The following is an 11,607-nucleotide window of genomic DNA, read 5'->3' as shown; positions in this document are numbered from 1 at the left end:
CCGGCCGCGCGCGGCGCGGCGGGCGCGCGCCCTCGCCCGCGGCGCCGCCCCCCCGCCCGCTCGCGGGCCCCGGGCTGCATCTCTGCGTGCCCCCCCCCCCCCCCCGCGCCAGGGGGTATGAGACGCACTCACTCAGATGAAGGATCACCCATGAGCCGAATGATCCATACCGAGATGATCAGGCGAGTGCCACCAGGTCCTTGTAGTCCGGACCCCACAGGTCCTCGACGCCGTCCGGGAGCAGGATGATCCGCTCCGGCTCGAGCGCGTCGACCGCGCCCTCGTCGTGGGTGACGAGGACGACCGCGCCCTTGTAGGTGCGCAGCGCGCCGAGGATCTCCTCGCGGCTGGCGGGGTCGAGGTTGTTGGTCGGCTCGTCCAGGAGCAGCACGTTCGCCGAGGAGACGACCAGGGTGGCCAGCGCCAGCCGGGTCTTCTCACCGCCGGAGAGGACCCCGGCCGGCTTGTCGACGTCGTCGCCGGAGAAGAGGAAGGAGCCGAGCGTCTTGCGCACCTCGACCAGGTCGAGGTCGGGCGCGGAGGAGCGCATGTTCTCCAGGACCGTGCGCTCCGGGTCGAGGGTCTCGTGCTCCTGGGCGTAGTAGCCGAGCTTGAGGCCGTGGCCCGGGGTCACCTCGCCGGTGTCGGGGTTCTCGGCCCCGGCGAGCAGGCGCAGCAACGTGGTCTTGCCCGCGCCGTTGAGACCGAGGATGACGACGCGCGAGCCCTTGTCGATGGCGAGGTTCACATCGGTGAAGATTTCGAGCGAGCCGTACGACTTGGAGAGGCCCTCCGCCGTCAGCGGGGTCTTGCCGCAGGGCGCGGGCTCCGGGAAGCGGAGCTTGGCGACCTTGTCGTTGACCCGGACCGCCTCAAGGCCGGAGAGCAGGCGCTCGGCGCGCTTGGCCATGTTCTGGGCGGCGACGGTCTTGGTGGCCTTGGCGCGCATCTTGTCGGCCTGCGAGTTGAGGGCGGCGGCCTTCTTCTCGGCGTTCTGGCGCTCGCGCTTGCGGCGCTTCTCGTCGGCCTCGCGCTGCTGCTGGTAGAGCTTCCAGCCCATGTTGTAGACGTCGATCGTGGAGCGGTTGGCGTCCAGGTAGAAGACCTTGTTCACGACGGTCTCGACCAGGTCGACGTCGTGGGAGATGACGATGAAGCCGCCTCGGTAGGTCTTGAGGTAGTCGCGCAGCCAGACGATGGAGTCGGCGTCGAGGTGGTTGGTGGGCTCGTCGAGGAGCAGGGTGTCGGCGTCGGAGAAGAGGATCCGGGCCAGCTCGACGCGACGGCGCTGACCACCGGAGAGGGTGTGCAGCGGCTGGCCGAGGACCCGGTCGGGGAGCCCGAGGGCGGCGGCGATCGTGGACGCCTCGGCCTCGGCGGCGTAGCCGCCCTTGGTGAGGAACTCGGTCTCCTGGCGCTCGTACTGCTTCATCGCCTTGTCGCGCGTGGCGCCGGAGCCGGTGGCGATGCGCTCCTCGTTCATCCGCATCTTGCGGATGAGGACGTCCAGGCCGCGGGCGGAGAGGATGCGGTCGCGGGCCAGCGTGTCGAGGTCGCCGGTGCGCGGGTCCTGCGGGAGGTAGCCGACCTCGCCGGAGCGGGCGATCTGCCCGGCGGCGGGCATGCCCTCACCCGCGAGGCACTTGGTGAGGGTGGTCTTGCCCGCTCCGTTGCGGCCGACCAGACCGATGCGGTCGCCCTTGGCGATGCGGAACGAAGCGGACTCGATGAGGATGCGGGCGCCGGCGCGCAGCTCGATGCCGGAAGCGGTGATCACGGACAGACTCCAGGGCGGGGGTGGACGGCGGAAGGGCTCTCGGGCGGTTCGACGCCGCTAGTGCACGAGGAGAATGGCCATGCGGCCAGTCTAACGGGCCCCTGCAACTGCTTTTCGGCCACGGCCCGCGTCGAGGCGCATCTCACTCCGTACCGCCCATGCCGGACAAAAGGGGCGGGCCCTGTCGGATTCGCCGATACTCGGCCGCAGGGCGGCGGCCGCTGCCGCGGCAGACACGGCAGAGGTGGTGGCCCATGCAGTTCGACGACGACGCCAACCTGGACACCTCCGAGGTGAAGGACGTCCGCGGCAGCCGCATCCCGGGCGGGAGGGCCACCGTCGGCGGCGGAATCGTCGGCTTCATCGCGCTGATCCTGGGGCTGCTCTTCGGGGTGGGCCCCGAGCAGCTCGGGCTCTCCGCCGGCGACCCGGAGCCGGTGGCGACCTCCTCCTCCGTGGCCCGGGTCGAGCGCGCCTGCCGGACCGGCGCGGACGCGAACACCCGCGAGGACTGCCGGATCGTGGCGGTCGTCAACAGCGTCCAGGACTTCTGGCGAGCGGAGTACGCCCGGCGGGGCGGACGGTACGGGGATGCGCGCACGGTGATGTTCACGAACCAGGTCGGCACCGCCTGCGGCTCGGCCACCTCGGCGGTCGGGCCGTTCTACTGCCCCGGGGACCGGCAGGTCTATCTGGACCTGGGGTTCTTCGACGACCTGCGGACGAAGTTCGGATCGAGCGGCGGCCCGTTCGCGCAGGCGTACGTCGTGGCGCACGAGTACGGCCACCATGTGCAGAACATGATGGGCACGCTGGCCCGCGCCCAGGACGGGCGCGCGGGCGCGAACTCCAACGCGGTGCGGGTGGAGCTGCAGGCGGACTGCTACGCCGGGGTCTGGGCGCACCACGCGACGACCACTCCGGACGAGAAGACGGGCCGGCCGCTGCTGACGGAGCTGACGGAGGCCGACATCCGCGACGGCATGGACGCGGCGGCCGCGGTGGGCGACGACCGGATCCAGGAGAAGTTCCAGGGCCGGGTGACCCCGGAGAACTGGACGCACGGCTCGGCCGCTCAGCGTCAGCAGTGGTTCCACACCGGCTACACGACGGGTGACATGGCGCGGTGCAACACCTTCCGGTGACGCGCGGCGTTGTCGGTGGCGAATGCCAGACTGAGACCCAGGTCACATTCCGGGTTTTCAGGGCGCATCAGGCGAGAAGGAGTGATCGAGATGGCTGAGGGACCCCACATCTGTCCGACCCTGACCTATGACGACGCGCATGCCGCGATCAAGCAGCTCACGGAGGGGTTCGGCTTCACCCGCCACGCGGTGTACGAGGAGGACGGCAAGGTCGTGCATGCCGAGCTGACGTACGGGAACGGCATGGTGATGCTCGGGAGCAAGGGGACGGGCAGCGAGTTCGACAAGCTGGTCGAGGCCGCCGGGCCCGCCGGGGTGTACGTCCACGTGGACGACGTGGACGCACACCACGCGCGGGCGGTGGAGCACGGCATCGAGATCGTCATGCCGCTCAAGGACCAGGAGTACGGCTCGCGGGACTACATCGCCCGCGACGCCGAGGGCAACATCTGGAGCTTCGGTACGTACCTCCCGGGAGGCGCGGAGTAGCGGACCCTCACGGCTCGCTCACGACCCACCGGTGTGGACCTGGAAGGCCGCCCGGCGGACGGCCTTGGCGAGGGCCGGATCGGGGTGGGCGGCGGCGAGGGCGACCAGCACCTGGACCGTACGGGGATGGCCGACGGCCCTGACCTCGTCGAGGAGGGCGGGGACGGTGCCCTGCACGGCGGAGTCGAGGTGGCGGACGAGCAGGACGCTCTCACCGTGGTCGGCGACGGCCGCGGCGGTGTCCACCCAGAGCCACGTGGCCTCCTCGCGGGTGAGCACGTCCGGGGCGTCGTCGGGGTCGGCGCCGTCGTACTCGGCGAGCCAGAGCAGGGCGTAGGGGCGGAGCGACGCCTCCTCCGCGGCGGCCCGGACCTCGGCCTCGGCGGGGGCTCCGACGACCCGGAGCGCCTCGAAGGCGAGACCTCGCAGCAGGGCGTCCTCGCCGCGTGCGACGGCGAGGAGCTCCGTGACCGCGCTGGAGAGGGTGCGGGCCGCGAGCCAGGCGCGGTACTCGTCGCGGGCGGGGCCGGGGGTGAGCCGGGCGCAGCCGCGGAGCATGTCCTCGGCCGACTGTTCGATGTTGCCCGCCGGGCTCTGGGCGGCGACGCAGATCTGCTCCAGCTTGACCCAGACCGCCCAGTTCCCGAGCGGGGTCAGGGTGGCGAGACCGCCTTCGGCGGTCTCGGGGCCTTCACCGAGGGTCAGGGCGCCCACGGCGGCGAGGCCCTCCAGGGCCCAGTCGAGCAGGGCGGAGAGTCCGTCGGGTCCGGCCGCGCACACGGCGTCGGTGTCGGTGCCCTCGACGGGGACCTCGCAGCGCTCCTCGCGCAGCTCCTCGACCCGCTGCTGGAGCAGGTCGAGAAGGGCGGGGACCAGGACCGGTCCGGCGGAGAGCTGGAGGAGGGAGAGCACCTGCGGGACGGCCTCGACGACCTCGGCCACGGCGCTGGGTGCCACGTCCGCCGGGGCGGGGTGCACCAGCGACCAGGCGTCGAACAGGGCGACCCAGCCGCGCAGCACCGCGGAGTCGTCGCGGTCCCAGGCATGCAGCCGCCAGCCGGGGCGGGCGGTGCCGCCGTGGAGTTCGACGAGTCCGGCGAGCCGGGCCCGGTCCCAGCCGGCCCGGATCTGGTCGGGCGTCAGGTCCAGTGCGGCGGCGGCGCGTTCCTGGACGGGGAAGGCCTCGGGGTCGGTCGGAGCGGCGCCCCCGGCCCCGCGGTCGACGGCGGCCCAGCGGGCGATCCGTACCGCGTCGGCGAGGACGGTCCGTGCCTGGCGGGCCAGTTCCGCGCGGGGCGGAGTGCCCTCGGGCGGCCGCGGCGCCGGCCGGGTGCGCCGCGTCGTCACGGCCCGTCGGGCGGTGGCAAGTGCCCGCGGACGGACGAGTCGGAGTCTGGAGTTGCGCGCCAATTGCTCATCAGGCTTTCGAGACGTCACGGAGGCAGTCTTCCCGCTGACGGCCTGAAAGCCCAATCGGAATCGGCAGCGCCGGTGGAACGCCACCGGAGGAGGGGTCAGAGCAGGGGGGTGAGGAAGCGGCGCAGGGCCTCTTCGTAGCGGACCGGGTCGGCGTTCCACATCGAGGCGTGCGGGGCGCCGCGGACCGTGTTCAAGGTGACCAGTTCCGGGCGGCGGGCGGCCAGTTCGAGGGACGGCTCCCAGGGGGCGATGGTGTCGTCGGGGCCGTGGAAGACCAGCGTCGGCACCCGAAGGCCCGCCGGGTCGGCGACCTCCTGGAGACGGTCGGCGCGCAGGCCGGTCCTGTCCTGGGCGGCGCGGACGGCGAGCGGGAGCAGCGGGCCAGGGACGCGGCGGGCGGAGGCGAGGTTGCGCAGGGTGGCTTCCTGGTCGAGGACCGGGGAGTCCAGGACGAGGCCGCGGATCACGTCCCGTACGCCGGAGTCGGCGGCGGCATGCAGGGCCATGGTGGCGCCGGGCCCCCAGCCGAGCAGGACGACGTGCTGGGCGCCCTTGCGGACGGCGTACCGGATGGCCGCGTCGACGTCGCGCCACTCGGAGTCGCCGAGATGGCCGAGGCCGTCCGGGGACCGGGGCGCGCCCTCGTCCCCTCGGTAGGCGAGACACAGGACGGGGATCTGCCGTCGGGAGAGGAACGGGACGAGGTTGAGGGGGTGCCGGCGGGTCGTGCCGATGCCGTGCAGGGCGATCACCCAGGTGGAGCGGGCGCCGGGGACGAGCCAGGCGGGCAGGGCGCCGAGTTCGCCGGGGATCTCGGCGTCCTCGTGGTCGAGGCCGAGCGCGCTGCCCGGGTCGCCGCTGTGCAGCTCCGGGGTGAAGTGGACCCGGACGCCGGGTTCCAGGGTGCCGAGCTCGACCCGTTCCAGACGGCGGACGACGGTGTCAGCGCTGTGCGGGACCCGGTCCAGCACGGGTCCGACGACGGCGTGGACGCCGGGGCCCTCGATCCCGTACGTTCCCGGGCGCAGCGACGCGAGGCTGCGGGTCAGGGTGACGTGGCCGGGGTCCGTGGCGTGCACGGTGAGCCGTGGGTCGCGGGGCAGGGGCCGTCCGGCCGCCTTGAGGGCGGCGTCACTGGCGTACCGGCCGGCCGCGATCGCGGCCGCGCCGACACCGAGCAGGGTGGTGACGGCCGCTGCCGTCGCTGTAGCCGGGCGCACGCTCCCAGTGTCGGCAGGGCGGGGTCGGGCTGCCACCGGACAGACCCGCACGGGCCCGATCCGGGCTGTCACCGAGCCGGACCGGCGGTGGGCCACTCCGGAGTGACATGGATCTCTTCGACGGGTCCCCCGGTCGACTGACACGGCCCCCGGAGTGTCCGGCTGGTGACATGGGGCGAGAGGGGCGGAAGTGGGACACGTCCCTTGTGTCCGGCAACGGCACGGCTTACCCGGGGTTGCGGGGCGACCACATCGTGGACAGAACCGCGTCCGGAGAGGCTAAGCGGAATGTCCGAACACGGTTAGAGTCACCATGCAGCCCGACCCAGTTCACCTTCCGTTCACTCAGGTTGCCTACGTTCGTCCAGCCACTGACGTCAAACGATTGCCTGGGTAAATGGAACACATCACGCTGCTGCTCGCGATTGTGGTCGTGACAGCTCTCGTGTTCGATTTCACGAACGGTTTCCACGACACCGCCAACGCGATGGCGACGACCATCTCGACCGGTGCCCTCAAGCCCAAGACGGCGGTGGCCATGTCCGCCGTGCTCAACCTGGTCGGTGCGTTCCTGTCCGTCGAGGTCGCCAAGACGATCTCCGGCGGGATCATCAACGAACAGGGCATTCGTACCGAAGTGATCTTCGCGGCGCTCGTCGGCGCCATCCTGTGGAATCTGCTGACCTGGCTCATGGGTCTGCCGTCCAGCTCCTCCCACGCCCTCTTCGGCGGTCTCATCGGCGCGGCCGTGATGTCGGCCGGCTGGTCGGCCGTCAACGGCGGCACCATCGTCACCAAGGTGCTCATCCCCGCGATCGCCGCGCCGCTCGTCGCCGGCCTCGCCGCGATGGCGGCCACCAGGCTCACCTACAAGATCGCCTCCAGGACCGCCGAGAAGTCCACCGCCAAGGGCTACCGGGCCGGCCAGATCGCCTCCGCCGGTCTCGTCTCCCTCGCGCACGGCACCAACGACGCGCAGAAGACCATGGGCATCATCACCCTGGCGCTGGTCACCCAGGGTGTCGTCGCCCCCGGCTCCAACCCCCCGATGTGGGTCGTCGTCTCCGCCGGTGTCGCGATCGCGCTCGGCACCTACCTCGGCGGCTGGCGCATCATCCGCACCATGGGCAAGGGCCTCACCGACCTTCAGCCGCAGCAGGGCTTCGCCGCGCAGACCAGCGCCGCCACGGTCATCCTGGCCTCGTCCAACCTGGGCTTCTCCCTCTCCACCACGCAGTCCTGCTCCGGCGCCGTGATGGGCGCGGGTCTCGGCCGCAAGGGCGGTGTCGTCCGCTGGTCGACCGCGACCCGGATGTTCGTCGCCTGGGGTCTGACCCTGCCCGCCGCGGGTCTGGTCGGCGCCGGCGCCGAGTTCCTCACCAAGCAGGGCGGCGGGGGCGTCGCGACCGTCGCCGTCCTCCTCGTCGCCGGCTCGAGCGTCATCTGGGCGCTGTCGCGCCGCAAGCCCGTGGACCACAACAACGTCACCGCGGACGACCTCGACGCCGAGCCCGCGGGCGTCGTCACCACCGCGATCGCGGCCGTCACCCCGCCGCCGGCCGGTTCCGTCGCCTCCGTCGCGGACGAGGACCTCAAGACCACCATCCCCTCGCCGGCCCCCACGGACCCGGCAGCCCCCACGGCCCCCGCGGCCGCGGTGTAAGGAACGAACGACATGAAGATCGACTGGGCAGCTCTCGGCTCCGTCTTCGGAGTCAGCCTCGTGGCGACCGTCGCCCTCGTGGGCCTGTTCACCCTCGGCATCGTCGGCCTCTCCAAGCAGGAGCAGGCCGCCTCCCAGGGAGGCTCCGCCGCCCTGGCGCGCACCGGCGCGTACGCCTGCTTCGCGCTGTGCGCGGCGGCCGTCGCGTACGGCATCTATCTGATCGTCGTCTGACGACGGTCCCGCTTCGACGGACGGGCGGTCGCACCTTCGGGTGGGACCGCCCGTCCGTCGTTCCTGTGGTGCTTCGCACACTGTCCCGCCGCAGGTCAAACGTGAGTTGACGGGTGTTCGCACAGCGTGGTGGACTTCCGGGGCCATTACGGCGGCAGCAGAGGAAGTCCGGTGCGAATCCGGCGCGGTCCCGCCACTGTGACCGGGGAATCGATCCCCCGGGAGCCAGGAACTCTCGCCGCCGGTCACGTCGAGCCAGGGCGCGGACCCTGAGTGAGGACACAGCGCCATGCCCGGCCGCACTGCAGCCACAGGTGTATTCGCTTACGGCGCCGCCGCCGGTCTGGCCGCGGACCTGATCATCGGCGACCCCCGCCGCGGCCATCCGGTCGCCGCGTTCGGGCGTGCCGCCGGCTCCGTCGAGAAGATTCTCCGGCGCGACCACCGCGGGTGGGGCGCGCTGCACACCGCCGTCTGCGCCGGTGGCGCCACCGCGATCGCGGCGCTGGCCGCCCGTACCGTACGTGACCGCCCCGGAGCCGCCGTCGCGCTGACCGCCGCCTCCGTCTGGGCCGTCGTCGGCGGCACGACCCTGGGCCGGGAGGCCCGCGCCATCGGCGGGGCCCTGGCGGCCGGGGACCTGGAGGTGGCCCGCGAGCGGCTGCCGCATCTGGTGGGGCGCGATCCGCAGTCCCTGGACGGTCCGGCGATGGCCCGCGCGGTGGTCGAGTCCGTCGCCGAGAACACCTCCGACGCCGTCGTGGGCGCCCTGGTCTGGGGCGCGGTCGCCGGGGTTCCGGGGCTGGTCGGCTTCCGGGCCGTGAACACGCTGGACGCGATGGTCGGCCACAAGTCCCCGGCGTACCGGCGCTTCGGCTGGGCCTCGGCCCGGCTCGACGACGTCGCCGGCTGGCCGGGCGCCCGGCTGACCGCCGTGCTCGCGACGGTGGCCGGTGGCGACCCGAAGGGGGCGGTGAGGGCATGGCGGCAGGACGCGGCCAAGCACCCGAGCCCCAACGCCGGTCCGGTGGAGGCGTCCTTCGCGGGGGCGCTCGGCGTCCGGCTCGGCGGGACGCTCTCGTACGGCGGACGGGTCGAGCACCGGCCGGTGCTGAACGGGGAGGGCCGGGCCGTGGAGGTCGGGGACATCGAACGGGCGGTGCGGCTCTCGCGCCGGGTCACCGCGCTGACGCTGGCGGTGTGTGTGGGTGGACGGATCGCGGCGGGCGCGATGAAGCGGAGGAAGGCATGAGAGGCGGGGGGCTGCTGGTCGCGGGGACCACGTCCGACGCGGGCAAGAGCGTCGTCACGGCGGGCATCTGCCGCTGGCTGGTCCGGCAGGGTGTGAAGGTCGCGCCGTTCAAGGGCCAGAACATGTCCCTGAACTCCTTCGTGACGCGCGAGGGCGCGGAGATCGGCCGGGCGCAGGCCATGCAGGCACAGGCGGCCCGTGTCGAGCCGACCGCGCTGATGAACCCCGTGCTGCTGAAGCCGGGCAGCGACCGCTCCAGCCAGGTCGTCCTGATGGGCAGGCCGGTGGGCGAACTGAGTGCCCGCGGCTACCACGGTGGACGCCAGAAAGAGCTCTTCGAGCCCGTGCTGGCGTGCCTGGAGGAGCTGCGGGGCACGTATGACGCCGTGATCTGCGAGGGGGCGGGCAGTCCGGCCGAGATCAACCTGCGGCGCACGGACATCGTGAACATGGGCATCGCACGGGCGGCGCGGCTGCCGGTGCTGGTGGTCGGCGACATCGACAGGGGCGGGGTGTTCGCCCAGTTCTTCGGCACGACGGCGCTGCTCGCGCCGGAGGACCAGGAGCTGATCGCGGGCTATCTCGTGAACAAGTTCCGGGGTGACGTGACCCTGCTGGAGCCGGGCCTCGACATGCTGCTCGGGCTGACCGGGCGCCGGACGTTCGGTGTGCTGCCGTACGCGCACGGGCTCGGCATCGACGAAGAGGACGGCCTGCGGGTCTCACTGCGGGGCACCGTCCGCGAGTCGGTCGTCGCGCCGCCGGTCGGCGAGGACGTGCTGCGGGTCGCCGTCTGCGCCGTGCCGCTGATGTCCAACTTCACCGACGTGGACGCGCTGGCGGCCGAGCCGGGCGTGGTGGTGCGCTTCGTGGACCGGGCCGAGGAACTCGTCGACGCGGACCTGGTGGTCGTCCCGGGCACGCGCGGCACGGTCAAGGCGCTGGCCTGGCTGCGGGAGCGCGGCCTCGCCGACGCGATCGCCCGGCGCGCAGCGGAGGGCCGGCCGGTACTCGGCATCTGCGGCGGCTTCCAGGCGCTCGGGGAGCGGATCGAGGACGAGGTCGAGTCGAAGGCCGGCACCGTCGACGGGCTCGGACTGCTGCCCGTACGTATCCGGTTCGCGCCCGAGAAGACGCTGGCCCGGCCGGTCGGCGAGGCGCTCGGCGAGCCCGTGGAGGGGTACGAGATCCACCACGGCATCGCGGACGTGCGGGGTGGGGAACCCTTCCTGGACGGCTGCCGGGTCGGCGCCGTCTGGGGCACCCACTGGCACGGCTCCCTGGAGAGCGACGGCTTCCGCCGGGCGTTCCTCCGGGAGGTCGCGGCCGCGGCCGGACGGCGGTTCGTCCCGGCCCCCGACACGTCCTTCGGCGCGCTCCGCGAGGAGCAGCTGGACCGTCTGGGCGACCTGATCGAGGAACACGCGGACACGGACGCGCTGCTGCGCCTGATCGAGAACGGCCCGCCGAACGGGCTGCCGTTCATCCCGCCGGGCGCGCCGTGAGGGCGGGCCCGCACATGAGCGAACGTCAGCGACCCGACCTTGAAGGAGTGACCACCCGATGAGCACCCGGTATCCGTTCACCGCCGTCGTCGGCATGGACGACCTGCGGCTCGCGCTGCTGCTGAACGCGGTGAGCCCGGCGGTGGGCGGTGTCCTCGTACGCGGTGAGAAGGGGACCGCCAAGTCGACCGCCGTGCGGGCGCTCGCGGATCTGCTGCCGTCGGTGGCGGTGGTCGCCGGGTGCCGGTTCAGCTGCGACCCGGGCGCGCCCGATCCGCAGTGCCCGGACGGGCCGCACACCGAGACGCCCGGGGCCGCCCGCCCCGCGCGGATGGTCGAGCTGCCCGTCGGCGCCTCCGAGGACCGGCTCGTCGGTGCCCTGGACATCGAGCGGGCGCTCGCCGAGGGCGTGAAGGCCTTCGAGCCCGGGCTCCTCGCGGACGCGCACCGCGGGATCCTCTACGTCGACGAGGTCAACCTCCTCCACGACCACCTGATCGACCTGCTCCTCGACGCCGCCGCCATGGGCTCCTCGTACGTCGAGCGCGAGGGCGTCTCCGTACGGCATGCGGCCCGCTTCCTGCTCGTCGGCACGATGAACCCCGAAGAGGGCGAGCTGCGGCCGCAGTTGCTGGACCGCTTCGGTCTCACCGTCGAGGTCGCCGCCTCCCGCGAGCCCGAGCAGCGGGTCGAGGTCGTGCGCCGCCGGCTCGCTTTCGACGACGACCCGGCCGCCTTCGCCGCCCGCTGGGCCGACGAGGAGACCGCGCTGCGGGACCGTGTCGTGGCCCCGCGCGGGCAACTGCCCCGGGGCGGGGGCGGCGGCGCCGCCCGCCTCGCGAAAGCCCCGCGGGGGCGCGGGGGTGGGGGGGGGGGGCTTAGGGGGGGGGGGGGGTTGTGCCG

General features: G+C 72.9%; 10 protein-coding genes and 1 riboswitch. Of the genes, 7 read left to right on the top strand and 3 right to left on the bottom strand.

The window, feature by feature from the left end:
• Window positions 1–178 precede the first annotated feature (178 nt).
• Window positions 179–1,777, bottom strand: a complete 1,599-nt coding sequence (locus tag ACFVZW_RS27640; RefSeq protein WP_384526575.1) for an ABC-F family ATP-binding cassette domain-containing protein — start codon at window positions 1,775–1,777, stop codon at window positions 179–181.
• A 254-nt stretch (window positions 1,778–2,031) separates the two neighbouring features.
• On the opposite strand from ACFVZW_RS27640, the gene ACFVZW_RS27635 reads away from it, so the two are divergent.
• On the top strand, window positions 2,032–2,922 hold the full coding sequence (locus tag ACFVZW_RS27635) for a neutral zinc metallopeptidase (RefSeq protein ID WP_384526572.1): 891 nt from the start codon (window positions 2,032–2,034) through the stop codon (window positions 2,920–2,922).
• A gap of 90 nt (window positions 2,923–3,012) precedes the next feature.
• Window positions 3,013–3,411: a VOC family protein gene (locus ACFVZW_RS27630; RefSeq protein WP_384526569.1), complete on the top strand. Its 399-nt coding sequence runs from the start codon at window positions 3,013–3,015 to the stop codon at window positions 3,409–3,411.
• An 18-nt stretch (window positions 3,412–3,429) separates the two neighbouring features.
• Here ACFVZW_RS27630 and ACFVZW_RS27625 read toward each other — a convergent pair whose 3' ends face one another.
• Both ACFVZW_RS27625 and ACFVZW_RS27620 read right to left on the bottom strand, forming a co-directional pair.
• Complete coding sequence (locus ACFVZW_RS27625) at window positions 3,430–4,848, bottom strand: hypothetical protein (RefSeq protein ID WP_384526566.1); 1,419 nt, start codon at window positions 4,846–4,848, stop codon at window positions 3,430–3,432.
• A 77-nt stretch (window positions 4,849–4,925) separates the two neighbouring features.
• The gene (locus tag ACFVZW_RS27620; protein WP_384526563.1) at window positions 4,926–6,050 is read right to left on the bottom strand and encodes an alpha/beta hydrolase; all 1,125 of its coding nucleotides are present in this window, start codon (window positions 6,048–6,050) and stop codon (window positions 4,926–4,928) included.
• Between the two features lie 397 nt (window positions 6,051–6,447).
• Between ACFVZW_RS27620 and ACFVZW_RS27615 the strand changes: the two genes are divergently transcribed.
• From ACFVZW_RS27615 to ACFVZW_RS27595, 5 genes are all read left to right on the top strand, one after another.
• On the top strand, window positions 6,448–7,713 hold the full coding sequence (locus ACFVZW_RS27615) for an anion permease (RefSeq protein ID WP_384526560.1): 1,266 nt from the start codon (window positions 6,448–6,450) through the stop codon (window positions 7,711–7,713).
• 12 nt (window positions 7,714–7,725) lie between these two features.
• Window positions 7,726–7,947: a hypothetical protein gene (locus ACFVZW_RS27610; RefSeq protein WP_329122086.1), complete on the top strand. Its 222-nt coding sequence runs from the start codon at window positions 7,726–7,728 to the stop codon at window positions 7,945–7,947.
• Window positions 7,948–8,060: 113 nt separating this feature from the next.
• A riboswitch (cobalamin riboswitch) is annotated at window positions 8,061–8,205 on the top strand.
• 31 nt (window positions 8,206–8,236) lie between these two features.
• The gene (locus ACFVZW_RS27605; RefSeq protein ID WP_384526557.1) at window positions 8,237–9,199 is read left to right on the top strand and encodes a cobalamin biosynthesis protein; all 963 of its coding nucleotides are present in this window, start codon (window positions 8,237–8,239) and stop codon (window positions 9,197–9,199) included.
• Window positions 9,196–10,704, top strand: coding sequence for a cobyric acid synthase (locus tag ACFVZW_RS27600; RefSeq protein WP_384526554.1), 1,509 nt, complete (start codon window positions 9,196–9,198; stop codon window positions 10,702–10,704). Before ACFVZW_RS27605 ends, ACFVZW_RS27600 begins: the two co-directional genes overlap by 4 nt.
• A 58-nt stretch (window positions 10,705–10,762) precedes the next feature.
• Window positions 10,763–11,607: ATP-binding protein (locus ACFVZW_RS27595; RefSeq protein WP_384526551.1), on the top strand; the 845-nt coding region annotated here is incomplete at its 3' end.

This window comes from Streptomyces sp. NPDC059567, from assembly GCF_042735655.1.
Lineage (GTDB): Bacteria > Actinomycetota > Actinomycetes > Streptomycetales > Streptomycetaceae > Streptomyces.
Note: the sequence above shows the minus strand (reverse complement) of the source record. Positions and strands in the feature narration are given on the sequence as shown.

Bases quoted from the DNA above. Each gene is read 5' to 3' on its own strand.
- ACFVZW_RS27635 (WP_384526572.1), top strand. From the start codon at position 2,032: ATGCAGTTCGACGACGACGCCAACCTGGACACCTCCGAGGTGAAGGAC.
- ACFVZW_RS27630 (WP_384526569.1), top strand. From the start codon at position 3,013: ATGGCTGAGGGACCCCACATCTGTCCGACCCTGACCTATGACGACGCG.
- ACFVZW_RS27615 (WP_384526560.1), top strand. From the start codon at position 6,448: ATGGAACACATCACGCTGCTGCTCGCGATTGTGGTCGTGACAGCTCTC.
- ACFVZW_RS27610 (WP_329122086.1), top strand. From the start codon at position 7,726: ATGAAGATCGACTGGGCAGCTCTCGGCTCCGTCTTCGGAGTCAGCCTC.
- ACFVZW_RS27605 (WP_384526557.1), top strand. From the start codon at position 8,237: ATGCCCGGCCGCACTGCAGCCACAGGTGTATTCGCTTACGGCGCCGCC.
- ACFVZW_RS27600 (WP_384526554.1), top strand. From the start codon at position 9,196: ATGAGAGGCGGGGGGCTGCTGGTCGCGGGGACCACGTCCGACGCGGGC.